The sequence below is a fragment of the candidate division WOR-3 bacterium genome (assembly GCA_026418155.1).
Taxonomy (GTDB): domain Bacteria; phylum Hydrothermota; class Tepidihabitantia; order Tepidihabitantales; family CAIPLT01; genus JAOABV01.
On the sequence record JAOABV010000008.1, the window covers coordinates 14269 to 33179 of the forward strand.

Consider the following 18911-nt stretch of genomic DNA (forward strand, 5'->3'; position numbering starts at 1 on the left):
AATGAATAGGTTGTTGAGAGTATTACTTTTTATTAGGAGAGGTGTCCGAGTGGCCTAAGGAGCACGATTGGAAATCGTGTGTGCCGTTAAAAGCGGCACCGCGGGTTCAAATCCCGCCCTCTCCGTAAAATTAGTAAATAGCATATCGCGAATATGGATAAATTATTAATTAGAGGCGGAAATAGGTTACAAGGCAGAGTTAAGATTTCTGGTGCCAAAAATGCCACTTTGCCCTTGTTAGCCGCTTGTCTTTTGACCGATAAACCCTGCATTATAAAAGAAGCCCCTTTAGTGCAAGATATCAAAACAATGGTAGAACTACTTAAATCTTTAGGTGCTGAAGTTAAAATTAAAGACAATGACATTACCGTATGGGCAAAAAATAAATTAGTCCCGGAAGCGCCATATGAAATTGTTAGTAAAATGCGTGCTTCATACTATGTATTAGGACCTTTGTTAAGCCGATTTGGCGAAGCACGCGTCTATTTACCTGGTGGTTGTGCTATCGGTCCCAGACCAATTGATTTACATATAAAAGGAATGCAAAGTTTGGGAGCTAATATAAAAATTGAGCACGGCTACATAGATGCTCACTGCACAAAATTATCCGGCACGGAAATATTTTTAGAAGGGAATATGGGACCGAGTGTCGGAGCAACCGCTAATGTAATGATGGCAGCAACTTTAGCCAAAGCCGAAACAACCATTATTGGTGCCGCATTAGAGCCGGAGATCGTGGATTTGGCTAATTTTCTGAATTCTTTGGGTGCTAAAATTGAAGGTGCCGGAACCTCACGAATCAAAATTCAGGGAGTTGACGAATTAAATGGCGGGGAATGGACGCCAATTCCTGACCGAATTGAAGCAGGCACTTTCGCCTGTGCTGCAGTAATTACCAAGGGTACTGTGGAAATTGACAATTGCTATCCTGAGCATCTTGATGCGGTATTATTGACCCTTAAAAACATTGGCTGTGAGATTTCTTTTGATTCTAATCTTCCTACTCAACATCGGACTAAAACCATTAAAGTAAAAGCACCTGATTTACTAAAACCGGTTAATATTGATACCGCACCTTACCCAGGATTTCCTACAGATTTGCAAGCGCAATTTATGGCAGTTTTAACTGTTGCAGATGGCACCAGTATTATTACCGAAAACATTTTTCAATCAAGATTTTTACATGCTTTAGAATTAAGCCGAATGGGCGCAAATATCGAAATCAAAAACAATACTGCGATTATCAAAGGAGTCAAAAAACTTACTGGAGCGCAGGTAATGGCTTCAGATTTAAGGGCATCCGCAGCTTTGGTTTTAGCCGGGTTATGTGCGGAAGGTGAAACAGAAGTTGCTCGTATTTATCATCTTGACCGAGGTTATGAAAACTTAGAGATTAAACTCAAAAATTTAGGTGCTTCGGTGCAAAGAGTTAAAGCATAAGAAATGAATAGACTCATCTTTCTGAGTTTATGCCTTAATTACAATCTATTATGGAATTTAACAGGATTAAGAAATATCAAAGGAGGTTTTTATGCCGAATGACCCAAAGAATAAAATCGTTCGCAGTAAGATACCAAATAAATTAAAAGCCCGCTATGATTTAATAATTGATTTAATAAAGAACCAAAAATGTACGGCAATCGAAGTAGCACGAAGGTTAGGCTTGAGTCGTCAAAGAATCGGTCAAATCTTACATAAATTAGGAATTGCGACACCGCGGATGCGAAAAGTAAAGTTTGGTAATCCGCGTTATCGGTATTGTTCTATTTGTGGTGGTGAAAAATCGACCTATGCCTATATTTGCCGAAAATGCTATGATAAGAAAATCGCGAGCTTTCCGAAAAGGGTATTCTATTGCCCCGTCTGCGGTAAGCCTAAGTCTTCTAAAACTGGACATCGTTGCTGGCGCTGTTTTTTGAAATCAGTCCCGCGGGTGACTTTAACCTGTGAGACCTGCGGCAAAAAATTTAAGGTTTTGCTATCAATTGTTAATATTAGAAAACGAATCGGTCGACCAAGAAGATTTTGTTCACGCAAATGTTTTATGGAATGGTGGAAAAGTCCCAATAAAAAGCAAACTTTAACTACAAAATAATGAAGACGATTCCTGTCTTGGTCGGTTCGGTTCAAATTGGTGGCGGAGCCCCAGTTAGAATTCAATCAATGGTAAAATCGAAGACCGAAGATTGCTCTGCCGTTATTCAAGAAATAAAAAGATTAGAAACTGCGGGCTGCGAAATTGTGCGCATTGCCATTCCTAATACCAATGCAATCCAAAATATCCCTAAAATAAAAGCCGAAACCAAAATTCCCATAGTTGCAGATATTCATTTTGACTATCGCTTAGCATTAGAAAGTATTAAAGCCGGAGTAGATAAGATACGAATAAATCCCGGTAATATTGGTGCAGAATATAAAATTAGAGAAATTATCAAATCCGCAAAAGATAAGAATATTCCAATTCGGATTGGAGTTAATGCAGGTTCAATTGATAAAAGAATATTGACTAAATATAAAAATCGTGGGGTTGAAGCAATTTTAGAAAGTATTAAGCAAAGCCTTAAGACTTTTGAACAGGAAGATTTTACTAATATTGTGCTTTCCGCAAAAACTGCTAATGCTTTAGAGACCATTGAAGTGTATGAGCGACTTGCGGAAATGTATCCCTACCCTTTACATATTGGCGTAACTGAAGCCGGTTTGCCTTTTGAAGGCGCAGTGCGTTCGACAACAGCATTAGCAATTCTTTTAAATCAAGGAATTGGTGATACAATTCGGGTTTCTCTAACCGGTCCGTCAATATTAGAAGTAGAAACAGCCAAAGAAATATTGACAAGTTTGGGAAAAAGAGAATTTGGGCCGGTTTTGATTAGTTGCCCAACTTGCGGGCGTTGTGAAGTGAATTTAGAAAGGATTGCCCAGCAAGTGAAAAAATATCTAAAACAGATTAAAAAGCCCATAAAAGTTGCGGTAATGGGATGTGTGGTGAATGGGCCGGGAGAAGCCAGTTCAGCCGATTTTGGCATTGCCTGCGGAAAAAAATCTGGAGTTATTTTCAAACAAGGAAAAATTATCAAAAAAGTTAAAGAAGAGAATTTAATTTCAGAATTTATTAGAATAATAAAAGATTTCACACAAGCAAACGCTTAATCATTAATCTGATTTCTAATTTTCGACGAAAACGGGTAGTTAGTAAAATGGAAAGCCTTGACAATTATATGCATTAAGTTAGAATACAAACAGCAACAAAAAATAATTATATGAGATATTTAGAAGTAAATAGAATTTATAATATGGACTGCCGAGAAGGGATGCGCTATATAAAACCAGGTAGCATTGATTTAATAATTACCGACCCGCCATTTGCCATTGAATTTGAGGCGAAAAAATCAAATTATCATCGTTTACAATCACGAGTTTTAGAAGGCTATAACGAAATACCGAAATCTCAATATTTAGATTTTACAATCCAATGGATGACAGAAGCTTACAAAGTTCTCAAAGAATCAGGAAGTATGTATCTATTCTCGGGATGGAATAATCTTAAAGATATTTTAATAGCGATTGAACAAGTAAAATTTATTACAATCAACCATATTATTTGGAAATATCAATTTGGTGTGGTTACAAAAAGGAGATTTGTCACATCCCATTATCATTGTCTTTATGTATGTAAAAATGATAAAAAGCGAAAGTTTTTCCCCTATGCTCGATATGATAAGACAGCGAAAGACAGAGAGGGTCGAAGCTTACATTATAGGGATAAAGAAGATGTTTGGTACATTAAACGAGAATATTGGAATGGCGATAAAAAAACGCCGACAAAACTTCCTTTCGAACTGATAAGAAAGATCTTGATGTATTCAAGCGAAGAAGGGGATGTTATCTTAGACCCATTTTTAGGTTCAGGACAAGTAGCAATAGTAAGTAAAATGATGAATAGAAAATTCATTGGATTTGAAATCGTGAAAGAATATTACGATTTTGCTAAAGAGCGATTAGAAAAAAATATCTACCGAATTAAGGACACAGAACAATTAAAGAAATTTGCGCCACTCGATATGTTTGAATCTGAATTAGAAGATAAAGTTCCTATAATTATGACTTTTGATGTGCGGGAAAAAAGAGGAGAATATGGATTTAAACAGAATACAAATTCTAATCGAAAGTTTAGCAAAAATAGGCCGAGAAAGTAGAGAAGCACCTTCATTATATAATATTGAACCATTTAGACATTTTTACTTTCAGGATGGGAGATTAAATGTCAGTGGACTTGATGATTTTGACGGTAAATTCTCAAGACGTGAAATATTGGTGAGGTATCTTCTCCTAAAGGCAGTTTTAGACCAAGGTCCTGATATGGTTGGTGTTAATGAATTATTAAGCCAAGTGATTTCATCGCTTTACAGAAGAGAAATCAGAATATTTCACAGACCGATAGATTTTTTCCAGGAACTGGGAATTACAATTGACCAAATTTTAGAAAAACATAATTCAGTAAAAGCAATAAGAGCGAATTTATGGGCTAAAAGCCAGAATACGAGACCAACCAAATATAATCTCTTTTTTGCCCAGTCTTCCAGAGGGATAGTTCCAATTAAACAAGTTTTAGATTATAGTATTCACCGATGGGGTGTTCCTCTTTGTATTCCTTTACTTTTAGAAAACGACTTACAAAAAGAGGGTAAGGAATCGAAACAACCACTAATTGATTATTTAGAATCATATGCTTCGGCGGAAATAATGGCTCAGGGACTAAAAGACCATTATCGATATGGCTTGGGTAGCGCAATCGGTGATAAAGCCTGCCATCTATTTGCAAAAATGTATGTGAGTGTTTTTAATCTTGTAAAACACAAAATAAATGATACAGGATGGACAGATATATCATATGAGACGCCATTTGACAGTAATGCTGGAAGAGTTTTGTTTAGAACTGGTTTTTTATTAGAATTTGCTAATCTTGAAGATTATAAGAAATGGAATGTTATTCAGAAGAGAATTGGGAAAGAAGGTATGCCTTATTATATTAGAGTGACAAATATCAGAGGGAAAAAAACTCAAAAAATTAAGCCGGAAAGCGAACTTTTTACATATTACAAAGATATTGTTAATAATTATCTAAAGATTGGTATGTCACCAAGAGCTGCAGAAATACAAAGAATGCCCACCCTAATTTTATATATTCTGAAGAAAAAAGGCTACCATTATTCGATCGCTGATTTTGATGACGGACTTATGAAAATTGGAACAGAATATTGCAAAAATAATACTTCGCCCAAATGTCAAAATTGTCCGATTAAACAGCTATGCTTTGCGTTTAATAAAGATAAAAGTCTAATCAAAGAATATTGGACATAATAATTTTGTGAAAATTATACTCGTTATCTTTTTTACTAACTGGTCTGAGGGGTACTCTCGGTTATCCTCAAGGTGAGCTGGTCGGCAAGCCGGAGGGCAAGCCGAGGGGCATACCCCTCGGCAACCCACCGGCTTACCCTTCTAACCGCCCAATCTACAGATATTTAGATTGTCCTTTAAGTTACCGAATGATTTAACCTTCGGATTATCAATGAGATAACAGAATAAGTCGCCTAATCTTTTGCTTACCCGGTCAATCAGGCCGGTAGACAAAAATCTTTAGCAGGTCGGACCTGTTTTAAGATTTTGGTGGGTGCAATCTGTGTAAAAGATTGCACCCCTATCTTATTATTATCTTACTAATACCATCTTTTGGGTTGCATCATATTCTTTTGTCTTTAGTTGGATAAAGTAAATGCCATTACTGACTGTTCGTTCTTCGTCATCTTTACCATTCCAAATCAAGTTATAAACTCCAGGACGGATAAACTCATTAACCAAAGTCTTTACCAGTCTTCCTGAAGCATTAAAGACTTTTAAGTCAACTTTACTTGGTGCGGTGAGGGAAAAGCGAATTGCGGTATTGGTTCTTAATGGATTCGGTTTTGGTGGATATAACATTTTATTCACGACCTCACGCGCATTAGCAGGCGTTTTTGTCAGAGAATCGTAGAATGCTCGGTCATAATTATACCAGACCGAGTAAGTAGCTCGCCCAACTGCGATATGTGTAGCAACTCCATGAGCATATAAGCGATTTATGCTTATACTAAGCAATACCAAGATGCAACTGATAATTATTGGTTTTTTTCATATCTTCCTCCTCAAAAATTTAATAATTTTTAATTTCAACATAATAAATATCGAAATCAGTTCCATTTGGGGGTGTGCCGTACCAACTCATGTGTTTTACATTTGTGTTGTCTATGACTACGGCCGCCTTGATACCGCCCCTATAAACTAAAATCGGATTACACCAATTGCAATTCTTTGGTTTCTTTATTAATCTTGTGGAACCATAGCTTATATATATTGTGCCGGTGTTGTTAATAGCTATTCCCCAAGGCGTAGCCTGAGAGGCTGGGAATTCAGGTGCGGACCACGATTCATTTAGAGGCTTACACATATATATTAAAGCAGTGTCAACCCATGCAATATGAATGCCCCCTTCCTTATCCGATACTAAAACAGGCGAAGACGACATCCATCTATGAGGGATAATTGCCAAAGGCTGTGTCCAGTTGCCGGCCGTATCTCTCATAATATAAAAAACTTTTGTGGCATAACCACCATCCCATTCATCCCACGCAACATGGACATTTCCTTTTATATCTGCAGTTATCGTGTGATTAGCATGGTATCCCTGCGGTGTAATCGGAATCGGGGATGTCCATAGGGCATTCACATCTTTCATAGAAAAGAAAATATAATCATTATATCCGCCAACACGCCAAACCATAAAAATTCTACCAATCGTATCAATATCTATCACCGGGATAACGTCACCTAAATATGTGCAGATCGTCTCTGGCGTTTCCCACGGAGTACTGTTAATCATTTTAAATGTGTAAAAAATTCGCCAATAGCCATCTGGTGATGCATCCTGCCAGACTAAATGGAGATTATCATTTCCGTCTACTTTTATACATGGAAAACGGGATGCTCGTGCGTTATTAGAAATATTAACTGGTGTTGACCAAATTCCACCTGCTGGTTTATAAGCATAAAGAATTTCCTGATTCCATTGATTACCTTGTTGTATACCATATGTATTATCGGTCCACACCAAATGGACTGTTCCTCTTGAATCTACTGCAATTGAAGGATTTTCTGATCGTCCCGAATTATTTGATACATTTACTGGTTCAAGATAATTTTCTTCCGGTTTTCTCTTACAAAAACTGGACAGAGATACAATAATCGCTAAAAGCACCACTAAAGACCTTACATATAAATGTAAATCCCTCATTTTTATTCTCCAACTACTAAATCATACTACTAAATCATACATAGGATCGAAAATTTGGCAATAGCTAAATTTTCATCAAAATCGATCTTTCTGAAATGACGAAGTTTAATCATAATTTAATAAAGTTATCTGCCTGCTGAGCAAAAAGATTTGTGTAAAATAATAAGAGTACCATCAAAAAGCAAAAAACATTCCCTACTACCTTTTTCTTATTATCTTCAAAAATCTTACTCAACATAAATAGTCTCCATTACCTAAATCTTACAACAACAAATTTATTTTATCAAGTAAAACTTTTACATTCTTTCTTCACATAACTAATTGATATATATATCAATTTTTATCCTTGCTTTTTTCTCTCTTTATTCTCATAGGGGTAATCATAAAAGGGCTCTTTGAAAAAGCGGTGATAAGTAAAATTGTTCGTATCAAATAGAATTATTGGATAGAAGTTATAAAAGAAGTATGCGGGCTTGAGGAGTTAAGGATAAATCTGATGCGCCAAATCGTAAGAAGCGTTCAATCCCACATATTGCAATCATTGCACCATTGTCAGTGCACATTACGGGTTGGGGAAAATAAAATTTTATGCCATATATTTCACCATATTCTGAAAGCCGACTGCGAATTCTTTTATTAATTGCAACTCCGCCAGAAACACCTATCTGATTAATTTTATAGTCACTGCTTACTTTTTTGACTTTTTCCCATAAGAAATCAATAACCGTTTCCTGAAAACTACAGGCAACATCTTCTGGTCGATAGTCTTTTGTGGCTTTGAGATAATATAATACTGCGGTTTTGAGACCAGAAAAACTAAAATTATATCCTGGCACTTGGGGTATAGGAAATTTGATTGTGCGCGAACCATTCACTGCTAATTTTTCTATAAAAGCACCGCCGGGATATGGTAAATTTAGCATACGGGCAACTTTATCATAGGCTTCTCCACAAGCATCATCTTGAGTTGAACCTAAAGTTTGATATTGGCAATAATCTTTAACTAATATCAGTTCTGTGTGACCACCAGAAATTATTAGACTAATAAATGGTGGTTCAAGTTCAGGACACGATAAGAATAAGGAAAAGATATGGCCTTCTAAATGGTTAACACCAACAAATGGAATGTTAAGATTTATTGATAATGCTTTAGCAAATGAAAGCCCAACTAAAAGTGCGCCAACTAATCCTGGTCCATAAGTCACCGCAATTCCATCTAAATCTTGATAGGTCTTTTTGGCAACTGCCAGTGCGGTTTTAGTTATTGGGGCTATTAACTGAATATGGGCTCGAGAGGCAAGTTCTGGAATTACTCCGCCCAGTTGTGAATGGATATACTGCGAAGAAACAATATTGGCAAGAATATTTTCCATAGACAATTTCTTTCCAGGTTCATAAGTAATAACACTAACCCCGGTTTCGTCACAAGATGTTTCAACTCCTAAGAAAATCATAGTCACACCATATTTTTAACTTTTACATTTGTTCATTAAAAGTTAGTATATTTTAATATTAAATATTTGTGGCTCACAACGCACCAAAAAGATACCTTTGGGTAGAATAATCTCAGCAGGTTCTTGATATTCGCCGATTGTGAATTTTGATAAATTGATTTGAACTTTAATATCATTGATTTGTAATTTTTGAATCCAACTTTTCGGACCGCGGACCGCAATTTGGACAGTCTTCGGTTCTAATCTTACCTTATGCTGAATTGGAAGAATAATATTTATCGGCACATCGACAAAAAGACGAGTATCTTCAGTTTCTAAGGTTGCTCGAATGGTTACAGATTCGGGAATCACCTTAAAATAATCGGCTTTTGGGGAAATTATTTTTAATTTGCGGATGATTTCTGTTGGAGTAAATTCAGAAACCAATAGCGATTCGGTAACAACTTGTCGAATAAACGGAATGTCTTCTTCAGGACCATAAAGGATTGGTGTATCTAAAACAGTTATATCAGTGATATAAAACCCTTTTTGAGTATCAGGTCGATAAGGAACAACCACGCTTACAGGTTTGCTTTCAAGTTTATCGATTAAGACTTCAACATATTCTGGTGTCGTTGACTTAAGTAAAACCGGCGTTGCAATACTTAGTTCATCCGGAGCAAGTTTGATACGATTTAATCCCGGTCGCATCATTGCTAAGTCAAGTTGGTAAATCGGCTTGTGCAAAAGCAATCTTAGGAAATCACTGCCTTTACCTGATAGTTGAACTTTGACATTAGAAGCACTGATTTGCTTGACTACTAAATGTTGGGGCAAATTAACAAATTTTATCGGTAAATCAATACTTATGGTTTGAGGTCGCATTAGATTTGCTAAGACCCAGATGGTAAGGGCTAAGATTAATGATAAAATTATAAAGGGAATATTACTTAATAATATGCGCAGTCGTCGTCTACTCAAAGTATCTTATTATCTTTAATTAACAGTATTTGTCAAGATAGGGCTTGTTGATTTATTATATTCTCTTTTGCTGATATATAAGTTGTATAATTTCACAAGTATGTTCTTCTTTTCTTATTATTAAAATCCGTGCATCATAGAAGGATGCACCTTTATTTTTAACATATCACTCCTAAATTTATACAAAATATTAACATTATCTCTTGGAGTGAAATCAATTTTAGCATTTTGCATTGTTAAGTATTCTATAATCTTGTAGGCATTAAATCCAATCGGTGGCAGTTTTTAAAAAGTAGTAAAATTAGTCAAACGAATTATTGACTAACATTTAATTATATCCTATAATTTAGGTCTATGGTTACACTTAATGTTGTTAAAAATGATAGTGAAGTTAACGCTTATATTATTCAGGCTGACCGTCATTTAGAAACGATTGGCTATACTGAGCACGGTACCAGACATGCGCGATTAGTTGCGAAAAATGCCAAGACGATTCTTTTAGAATTAGGATATAATGAGCGAATGTGCGAAATGGCAGCAATTGCTGGTTATTTACATGATATTGGTAATGTGGTCAGTCGTGAACGGCACGAACAAGTCGGTGCTTTAATTGCTAAAGACATCCTTAATCGTTTAGGTATGCCTCATAATGAAATTGCCGAGATCATTTCGGCATTGGGCAATCACCACGAAGAGAATGGTAATCCAATATCAGAAATTTCGGCGGCGCTGATTTTAGCAGATAAATCTGATGTGCATCGTAGTCGGGTGCGCAATCCGGAATTCATTAAATTCGATATCCACGACCGCGTAAATTTTGCGGTAAAAAAATCAGTTTTGAGTGTTAGTCGGCCGGAGCGTAAAATCACATTTGACTTGGTGATTGATACTTCAATTGCTCCAGTAATGGATTATTTTGAGATTTTCTTATCCCGAATGATTATCTCACGCCGCGCCGCAGATTTTCTCAAATGTAAATTTGAATTAGTAATTAATAACAGCCGACTAATTTAATGACTAATAACGATTTTGATAATAAGACAAACCCTAAAGATAATGAGAAGAAAACAAATTCTCAAAGGTCAGCACCTAATTTCTGGAAGCAACTTGATGTCTTCGGAGTTAGCGAATTAATAACTTTTCTTAGAAATCCAACTAAGGTTTTCTTTATTAATTTATTGGCTGGTATTGGTCGGGGATTAGGTTTTGCTTTGGGAATGACAATATTGGCAGCATTAGTCATTCTTGTTTTACGACGAGCCGTAAATGCGCCAGTGATCGGTGCTTATATTGCCAAAATTTTAGAGGTAATTGACTACCAAAGACAAATGTATCGGTAGTATCTTTTAGAGTTCTATTAAGATGGAAAATAAAAATTAAAATTTATGATTACACCTCAAGTTTTAGCGAAGATTGCGCGTCTGGCAAAATTAGGCTTAACTTCTGAAGAATTAGTCGATTTATCTCAAGATATTGAAAAAATTATTCAATATTTTAATCAACTGAAAAGTCTTAATTTAGACAAAGTGATGCCTATGACTCATGCGGTGGAAATGACTTTAAGACTTAGAACAGATGAGCCGAAAGTCATACCAGAGGTTTGTAAATATTTACCCTATATAAAGACTAACTATTTTTCCGTGCCGATAATTTTAGAATGACAAATCTTAATTCAAATGTAATTGCCAATAATGAAAGTTTATTAACTAATCTTTCTATAACCGAAATTCATAAAAAGTTAAAAAGCCGAGAAATTAGATTCTCCGAACTTGTTGATGCGGTTGTTAATCGCATTAAAGCCGAAGACCAGAAAATTTGTGGCTATATTTCACTCTTTATTGAAGATGCCTATGCCCAGGCAAAAAGATTAGATGAAACAATTACAAACTATGAAGAGATTACACCCCTTTTAGGTATTCCGATTGCAATCAAAGATAATATTTGTGTTAAGGATAAACTGGCATCTTGTGGTTCAAAAATTCTCAGTAATTTTATTAGTCCATATGATGCAACGGCAGTTATAAGATTAAAACAGGCAGGTAGTATCATTATTGGTAAAACCAATATGGATGAGTTTGCTATGGGTTCATCGAATGAGACTTCATACTATGGTCCTGTGGCTAATCCCAGAAATCCGGCTTATGTTCCAGGTGGTTCAAGCGGTGGTTCAGCGGCGGTTGTGGCTTATGGGGGTGCTTGGGGAGCTTTAGGAACTGATACTGGTGGTTCAGTTCGATTGCCGGCATCTTTTTGTGGTGTGGTCGGACTTAAACCAACTTATGGCAGAGTTTCGCGATACGGACTAATTGCTTTTGCTTCTTCTTTAGATTGTATTGGAACTCTAACTCGCTCCGTGGAAGATACCGCATTAATCTTTGAAACTATTGCTGGTTTTGATGAAATGGATGCAACCTCAGTAAATTTGCCAGTTAAAAAAATTGAGTTTGACTATACTCTTTTTAAGGAATATACTTTAGGTGTTCCCAGAGAATATTTTGCTGAAGGATTGGATGCTAACGTTGCTAATATCATTGATGAAAGGATTAAGGCATTAGGCAAATTATGCAAATCAATCCGAGAAGTTTCTTTGCCTAATACTAAATATTCTATTGCCACTTATTATTTAATATGTACAGCAGAAGCATCTTCTAACTTAGCTCGGTATGATGGTGTAAAATACGGTTTACGCGTCAATGCACCATCACTAAGCGAACTCTACGACTTGACTCGGGAACAGGGTTTTGGAAAAGAGGTGAAACGAAGAATTTTGCTTGGCACCTATGGTTTATCTAAAGGCTATTATGATGAATATTATGGCACAGCCCAAAAAGTCCGGAGTTTAATTAAGCAAGATTTTGATGAAGCATTTAAGTTATGCAATTTAATTCTAACACCAACTGCGCCAACTCCACCATTTAAATTGGGTGAAAAAATTTCTGACCCTTTGGCAATGTATCTTTCAGATGTTTATACAACTTCAGTAAATCTTGCCGGACTGCCAGCAATCTCAATTCCAGTTGGCGAAGTTGACGGTTTACCGATTGGAATGCAAATTATCGGACCAGCATTTGAAGAAGTTCATATTCTTAATTGTGCAAAAGTTATTGAATCTTTGTGTAAATAAATGCTAAATCCAATAACCAACCAAATTATCGATTGTAAATATGAAGTAATTATTGGCTTGGAAGTTCATATTCAATTAAAGACGAAATCTAAATGTTTTTGTTCTTGTCCGGTTGAGTTTGGCGGATTGCCTAATACTAATGTCTGTCCAATTTGTTTAGGATTACCCGGAACTTTACCGGTTTTGAACCACAAGGCAGTAGAATTAGCCGTAAGAGCAGGCTTAGCCCTTAATTGTCAAATTGCGCAAAAGAGTAGTTTTGCTCGTAAGCACTACTTTTATCCAGATTTGCCCAAAGGTTATCAAATTACGCAATATAAAGAACCTTTAGCAATAAATGGTTTTATTGATGTCAATGGTTCAAAAATTCGAATTCGTCGGCTTCATTTGGAAGAAGATTCAGGAAAATCGATGCATTGCGGTAATGAGACTTTGGTCGATTTTAATCGTTGCGGAGTGCCTCTGATTGAGGTTGTCACTGAACCAGACATTCGAAGCCCGGAACAGACGGTTCAAGTGCTTCAAATGTTAAGACAAATATTACAATATCTTGATGTCTCAGATTGTGATATGGAGAAAGGACATTTTCGCTGTGAGCCGAATATCTCTCTAAGAAGAGTAGGGGAGACAAAACTCGGGGTTAGAACCGAGTTGAAAAATCTTAATTCGTTGCGCAGTGTCAGGGAAGGACTACAATTTGAAATTGAACGACAAAAAAAGATTTTAGATAATAACGGTATAGTTGTTCAAGAGACTTTATATTGGGACGAACAGTCTAAAACTGCTGGTCCAATGCGAGGCAAAGAAGAGAGTGAAGATTATCGTTATTTTCCTGAACCAGATTTGCCGGTTTTAGTAATTGAAGAATCAGAAATCGAAAGCATCAAAAGGTCTTTACCATTAATGCCTTGGCAAAGAAAAGCAATTTTGTTAAAAGATTACAATTTACCAGAAAGTATTGCCGAGATTATTGTTGAAACTAAGGAGTTTGCCGACTATTTTGATGCGATGTTAAAAGAGATTAACGATGCGCAATTAGTGGCAAATTGGTTAGTTACTGAAGTTCGGGCAGTACTTAACGAAAAGAGAATTGAGATTCAAGAATTCTCTGTTACACCCCATAAATTGGTTCAATTGTTAAAAATGCTTAAAGAAGAAAAGATTTCTAATCGAGTGGCAAAAGATATTTTTAATGAGATGATAGCCACAAATAAGAGCGCCTTAGAAATTGTTAGTTCAAAAGATTTGACATTAGTAGATGATGAAAACTTACTTTTTAATGCTGTGAGAGAAGTTTTAGATGAAAATCCAGATGTGGTGGCAAAATATAAAGCCGGTAAAACAACCGTGATAAGTTATTTAATCGGTCAAGTGCAGAAAAAGACCAAAGGTAAACTTAAACCGCAAAAGATTCAAGAGGCAATTCAGAAACAATTACAATGAAAACATATATACAATTTATAGGTTGGCAGTATTAATTGATGTCCAGATTATGATAGTGAACTTAAGAATAGTGCAGGATTTAATTATTAGAGTATATATTTGAATGCTAATATAACTGATTTTTGAGAGTGTTTTGTAACATAAATTCTTGATGAATTTATTATGGACCACAACATAGAAACAAATATAGACCATAAAATAGAATCTGATAAAGATAGTTCAAGACACTTTAAAGGCAAACGTTCAATGCTCTTCATAATAAACTATATAAACTTATGCTAAAAGCCATATTGGAAACACCTGTCCCTTTTAAATTCGCTTCTCGGATAATTTCTTTTGATACAGCCAATTACCTTATAATTTCACATAAAATTAAGGAAACATTTAAGTATACATTTACATTTTTATGATATGTTTTGATTGAGATATTAAGAAGCCTTCTAAAAAATGAAAAAATGCGGTGGAGTTAGTAAAATCTGTCTTACTTTATCAAGTAGTTAATTGGTTTGGTTGGAGAGAGTTAGACTTGATTAATTGGGTATTTAAGATAATTTTTCTTTTCCATTTCAAGTATGGCGTTAGCAATTATCTTTGTATCTTTGACCAATAAAGCAAATATCAAATCACTATCTTAATATAAGCCGTATCACTTGCACCAGCACAAGGAATTGTTAAATTTGACTGGTTAGTAAGCTAAGTAATTATTGCACCATAAGCACATATATTGGAACTGGCCCCGGTTCTAAAGGTTAAATCTTTGCCGGTAGCAAACTCATATGCGCGCATAATGAGTAATGCTTGAATGCTATCAATGATTAGAAACAAGATATCAGGTTTAAAACTTTCTAATGAACCTATTATGATATTTTTAATTTCGTTCACCTGTAATTTGGGTTTTATTTTAATAATGTTCTCGGCGATTGCTCGTTTGTCCGATAATCGTTCTAAATATAACTGAATATCGCTTATATTCTTTTTTATGAATCCAAAATTAACTTGGGCAATCGTTCATCATATTTGGCTCGCAGGACAAGATAAAGTCCATTTGCTCTGACTGACTAAATGTATTATTTGACAAATACTAAGTTTTTCCTTAGGCGTGATGCCGATTTTTAAATCGTTAGCAGTTTTACAGAATTTTATACCGACCGGGTATAGTTTTAAGCGAAGAAATTTCTGAAAAATATTTACGCATTTTCGAGATCGTGTATTTATGGTCCTCTTAAAATAAACTTCCGTATATCCAACCAACTATAGTTGACAGAATAATTACTAACGCGATATAAGTTAGTGTCTTTTTAATACCCATAATACTTCGTAAAACAAGCATACTCGGTAAACTGACCGCAGGTCCAGCTAATAATAGGGACAGTGCTGGACCCTTGCCCATTCCACTACCTAAGAGCCCCTGAAGAATAGGAACTTCAGTCAAAGTTGCAAAATACATTAATGCACCAGCAATAGCCGAAAAGAAATTAGCAATAAGCGAATTACCACCAACTAATGATGCTATAAACCGAGAAGGAATAACACCTGAATCAGTATTGGGTCTACCTAAAAAGAAACCAGCAAGAAAGACCCCAACAAAAAGTAACGGCACAATCTGCTGAACAAAAAACCAAGTGGAAAGAACCCAATCTTTTCGTTCTTGTTTGTTAAACCATTTTATGATAATAAAGAACAAAGTAATCAGTAGAATTGTTGTAAGATACCATTTGATATTATAAATTGTGCTGTAGAATCCAATTGTTTCTTGGGGTTTTGACCAAGCTGCAAAAATGAGAATAAAAATCAAGGTGAGAAAATAAAATGCATTTTGTATAAGGCTACGATTTTTAACACGAGTTCCAATCGCTATATTATCCTCATCTTCGACTTTTTTGTCTTTAAAAAATAGCGACATTAATAGCCCAATGATAATTGAAAATACTAAGGCGCCAACCGCACGCGCAATACCCATTTCTAGTCCTAATATCCGTCCAGTGAGAATTATTGCTAAAACATTAATTGCTGGTCCGGAATATAAAAATGTAGTTGCTGGACCAATACCAGCACCGCGGTTATATATTCCTGCAAACATCGGTAAAACAGTGCACGAGCAGACAGCAAGAATTGTACCGGAAACAGAAGCAACTCCATAGGAAAGTATTTTATTGGCTTTAGCACCAAAATATTTAATAACCGCTTCTTTAGATACAAACAAACTGATGGCACCAGCAATAAAAAATGCTGGTATTAAACAAAATAAGACATGTTCCCGTGCGTATTCTTGGACTAAATAAAATGCTTCCAAAATCGCCGATTGAATTCTTGTTCTGCTTAACGGAACAAAGTAGAAAAGCAAAAAGACCAAAATAAATATTAATAGTTTTGTTCTATCTTTCATTCAGTCATCTCTTTTTTATCAGCAAAATTATAGCATCAAAATTTCCGTCGGTTTGGTTATTGGTGCCAGTTTTTAGAGACAATATCTTGATATACTATTCTGAACATTTTTATGCTATCTTATCTTTCATTTATTCATCTCTTCTTCAATCCATTTTTTGATTTCTTCTTTAGATGGAATTCTGCCAGCCGATTTAATTTTTCCGTTAATGATTAATCCGGGTGTGCAAAGGATTTTGTATTCCATTATTCTCTTCATGTCCGTTATTTTTTGAACATCAGCCGGAACATTCAATTCGGCCAATGCGTCGAAGGTTCTTTTTTCGACTTCGGAACAACGAGGACAGCCTGTTCCAAGAATTTTTATTTCCATAATTTCCTCCGATGATTTTTATAGTTTATTTCATCTTTTTGCCGAACCGACCAATTACACATTTATCCTCTTTTCGTAAAGAGAGGCGAGTTTTTAATCGTTTGGCATCAGCATCAAAAATATCACCCGATATCGCTGAAAATAAATCCAGAATAATTTTGTGCACCTTGTCAGCAGATTTTGTTATTGAGTAATAGACAAAACGTCCTTGTTTACGCTCGGTAACAAGACCAGCACATATCAGGATTTTAAGATGCCGTGAGACATTGTATTGGTTTTCTTCCACGGAATCGATTATTTCACAGACACACATTTCACATTTTGCCCAATCTAATACCCAAAAATGCGTAGTCGAGTTTTGTCGGACAATGCCTTAAAAATATTAATCACTTATAAATTTTGACTGCCTATTAACTCCTATCAATGCTTATATTTACAATAACGTATACATTATATTAAAAACTTTCTATATGTCAATTATAAATTTTGAGACATTACTCGAAGATATTTTTGATATTTAATTTATAAGATTTAAATTCCTTTATAAAATTTAAATTCTTTTAGTATCCCCAGATTTCATTCAAAAAAGACTTTCGTCGACAATCAACACAAAGAATTCTTTGGTGTTGTGAGCGATAAGGAAGGTCTGAGTAGCGAGTAGCGAATAGTGAGGAATTAGTTTCTTCGGAAATAACTCCTAAATCCTTATATAAAGTCAAATACAAAGACGGATTCGCAAATGCGAGTTCACCAACTTTATGCGCAATCCATAAGAGTTGGGCTTTAGGTGCAACAACAGTTCCACAGATTTCACAAAATACCAATTCTTTTTCAATAATATTCTCATAGCCGTCTTTTTTAATCTTGGCTAAATCGTAATCTTGAGTATGCTTTATTCCTTCTTGTGTAGAGCAATAATTAACACATTGGCCACAATAGATACATCTTTCTTGATAATGGATGACCTTTCTGACTTTTCTTGGTATATCGTCTTCAATTGCGCGGGCTTTTGCCGGACAGACTTCAGCACAAGCACCGCATCCAATACATCTTGCTTCATTATAGACAATTATGCCACGAAAACCTATAGGTGGTATCGAAGGCGCCTTGGGAAATTTTGCGGTATAAGGTCCCTTAAAGATTGCCCGAATTGCTTCACCTAGTTCTCTTAATTTCGGTTTTCTCATAATATCGCCTCAATTTTTGAGATTAAGATTCATTGCTGTTCTTCTTCTGCTGATTGAGCAATTAGTTCTTTGTTAAATTTATCCTGACCGAATTTATCCATCTTAGATTTATGCCACATTTTGATACCGAATAAAAGCGAACCTCTAGCTAAGGCATGCGCAGCTACAGGCATCGTAATTAAAATAAAAAAAGCACAAACTAAGGCTTTTATTCCCATGGAACTAAAGCCTTTGAAAAAGAAGATGCCGAGCATTAGTCCGCAAGTTCCTAAAGTGACGCCTTTTGTTGCTGCCTGCATTCGATTATATAAATCAGGAAATCGAACTAAACCTAAACATCCTAATAAATCAAAGGTCACTCCAATGATAATTGCTATCCAACCCAGCAGTGACCAAATGTTAATCATCAAGACTCCTTCCTTCAAGATATTTAGCTAAGGCTAAAGTTCCAATAAAACTTAAAATAGCAATTGTTACTGAGAGGTCCATCAAATAAGGAATATTATAGCGCAAAGCCATCAGTGCAGTAATACAAGTAAAAATGATACCCATAATATCAACGGCAATCACTCGGTCAGATATACTAGGACCTTTTAAGGCACGATATAAACAAAAGAAAGCACCAACTGATAATAATATTATTAATATCTCCATT

Annotated in this window: 19 protein-coding genes, 1 tRNA gene and 2 pseudogenes; 11 read left to right on the forward strand and 11 right to left on the reverse strand. The window is 35.5% G+C overall.

What is annotated here, in order from left to right; translation table 11 throughout:
* Positions 1–35: 35 nt before the first annotated feature.
* The 6 genes and pseudogenes from N2201_02050 to N2201_02075 all read left to right on the forward strand — a co-directional run bounded on the left by N2201_02050 (position 36) and on the right by N2201_02075 (position 5361).
* Positions 36–125 (forward strand) — tRNA-Ser (locus tag N2201_02050).
* A gap of 28 nt (positions 126–153) precedes the next feature.
* Entirely contained in the window at positions 154–1440 is a 1287-nt protein-coding gene (murA, locus tag N2201_02055; GenBank protein ID MCX7785003.1) for a UDP-N-acetylglucosamine 1-carboxyvinyltransferase, read from the forward strand.
* A 91-nt stretch (positions 1441–1531) separates the two neighbouring features.
* Positions 1532–2095, forward strand: a complete 564-nt coding sequence (locus tag N2201_02060) for a hypothetical protein (GenBank protein ID MCX7785004.1) — start codon at positions 1532–1534, stop codon at positions 2093–2095.
* Entirely contained in the window at positions 2095–3150 is a 1056-nt protein-coding gene (gene ispG, locus N2201_02065; GenBank protein ID MCX7785005.1) for a flavodoxin-dependent (E)-4-hydroxy-3-methylbut-2-enyl-diphosphate synthase, read from the forward strand. Before N2201_02060 ends, ispG begins: the two co-directional genes overlap by 1 nt.
* Positions 3151–3260: 110 nt before the next feature.
* Positions 3261–4034: pseudogene (locus N2201_02070) on the forward strand (site-specific DNA-methyltransferase).
* Positions 4035–4134: 100 nt separating this feature from the next.
* Positions 4135–5361: a hypothetical protein gene (locus tag N2201_02075; GenBank protein ID MCX7785006.1), complete on the forward strand. Its 1227-nt coding sequence runs from the start codon at positions 4135–4137 to the stop codon at positions 5359–5361.
* A gap of 351 nt (positions 5362–5712) precedes the next feature.
* Here N2201_02075 and N2201_02080 read toward each other — a convergent pair whose 3' ends face one another.
* The 4 genes from N2201_02080 to N2201_02095 form a co-directional block, all read right to left on the reverse strand.
* A complete protein-coding gene (locus N2201_02080) occupies positions 5713–6138 on the reverse strand; it encodes a T9SS type A sorting domain-containing protein (protein MCX7785007.1) in 426 nt (141 codons plus the stop codon).
* 55 nt (positions 6139–6193) lie between these two features.
* Positions 6194–7330 carry a hypothetical protein gene (locus N2201_02085; protein MCX7785008.1) on the reverse strand — a complete coding sequence of 379 codons (1137 nt, stop codon included), beginning with the start codon at positions 7328–7330 and terminating at the stop codon, positions 6194–6196.
* Between the two features lie 452 nt (positions 7331–7782).
* Positions 7783–8784, reverse strand: a complete 1002-nt coding sequence (gene tsaD, locus N2201_02090) for a tRNA (adenosine(37)-N6)-threonylcarbamoyltransferase complex transferase subunit TsaD (GenBank protein ID MCX7785009.1) — start codon at positions 8782–8784, stop codon at positions 7783–7785.
* 42 nt (positions 8785–8826) lie between these two features.
* The gene (locus N2201_02095) at positions 8827–9744 is read right to left on the reverse strand and encodes a hypothetical protein (protein ID MCX7785010.1); all 918 of its coding nucleotides are present in this window, start codon (positions 9742–9744) and stop codon (positions 8827–8829) included.
* A 354-nt stretch (positions 9745–10098) separates the two neighbouring features.
* On the opposite strand from N2201_02095, the gene N2201_02100 reads away from it, so the two are divergent.
* From N2201_02100 to gatB, 5 genes are read left to right on the forward strand one after another with little or no spacing between them, the layout of a single operon-like run.
* Positions 10099–10758: an HD domain-containing protein gene (locus tag N2201_02100; protein ID MCX7785011.1), complete on the forward strand. Its 660-nt coding sequence runs from the start codon at positions 10099–10101 to the stop codon at positions 10756–10758.
* Positions 10758–11084, forward strand: coding sequence for a DUF5665 domain-containing protein (locus N2201_02105; protein MCX7785012.1), 327 nt, complete (start codon positions 10758–10760; stop codon positions 11082–11084). Before N2201_02100 ends, N2201_02105 begins: the two co-directional genes overlap by 1 nt.
* Positions 11085–11129: 45 nt before the next feature.
* Entirely contained in the window at positions 11130–11405 is a 276-nt protein-coding gene (gene gatC, locus N2201_02110) for an Asp-tRNA(Asn)/Glu-tRNA(Gln) amidotransferase subunit GatC (protein MCX7785013.1), read from the forward strand.
* Entirely contained in the window at positions 11402–12868 is a 1467-nt protein-coding gene (gene gatA, locus N2201_02115; protein ID MCX7785014.1) for an Asp-tRNA(Asn)/Glu-tRNA(Gln) amidotransferase subunit GatA, read from the forward strand. Before gatC ends, gatA begins: the two co-directional genes overlap by 4 nt.
* The gene (gene gatB, locus N2201_02120) at positions 12869–14311 is read left to right on the forward strand and encodes an Asp-tRNA(Asn)/Glu-tRNA(Gln) amidotransferase subunit GatB (protein ID MCX7785015.1); all 1443 of its coding nucleotides are present in this window, start codon (positions 12869–12871) and stop codon (positions 14309–14311) included.
* 693 nt (positions 14312–15004) lie between these two features.
* On the opposite strand, the pseudogene N2201_02125 reads toward gatB, so the two are convergent.
* The 7 genes and pseudogenes from N2201_02125 to N2201_02155 all read right to left on the reverse strand — a co-directional run bounded on the left by N2201_02125 (position 15005) and on the right by N2201_02155 (position 18910).
* Positions 15005–15562 (reverse strand): annotated as a pseudogene (locus N2201_02125) (DUF169 domain-containing protein).
* On the reverse strand, positions 15534–16697 hold the full coding sequence (locus N2201_02130; protein MCX7785016.1) for a permease: 1164 nt from the start codon (positions 16695–16697) through the stop codon (positions 15534–15536). The pseudogene N2201_02125 and the gene N2201_02130 overlap by 29 nt, the downstream one beginning before the upstream one ends.
* Before the next feature lie 126 nt (positions 16698–16823).
* Positions 16824–17069: a thioredoxin family protein gene (locus N2201_02135; GenBank protein ID MCX7785017.1), complete on the reverse strand. Its 246-nt coding sequence runs from the start codon at positions 17067–17069 to the stop codon at positions 16824–16826.
* Between the two features lie 25 nt (positions 17070–17094).
* On the reverse strand, positions 17095–17382 hold the full coding sequence (locus N2201_02140) for an ArsR family transcriptional regulator (GenBank protein MCX7785018.1): 288 nt from the start codon (positions 17380–17382) through the stop codon (positions 17095–17097).
* A gap of 247 nt (positions 17383–17629) precedes the next feature.
* Complete coding sequence (locus N2201_02145) at positions 17630–18256, reverse strand: 4Fe-4S binding protein (GenBank protein MCX7785019.1); 627 nt, start codon at positions 18254–18256, stop codon at positions 17630–17632.
* Between the two features lie 29 nt (positions 18257–18285).
* Complete coding sequence (mnhG, locus tag N2201_02150; GenBank protein ID MCX7785020.1) at positions 18286–18663, reverse strand: monovalent cation/H(+) antiporter subunit G; 378 nt, start codon at positions 18661–18663, stop codon at positions 18286–18288.
* Positions 18656–18910, reverse strand: a complete 255-nt coding sequence (locus N2201_02155; GenBank protein MCX7785021.1) for a monovalent cation/H+ antiporter complex subunit F — start codon at positions 18908–18910, stop codon at positions 18656–18658. Before N2201_02155 ends, mnhG begins: the two co-directional genes overlap by 8 nt.
* Position 18911: the final 1 nt, after the last annotated feature.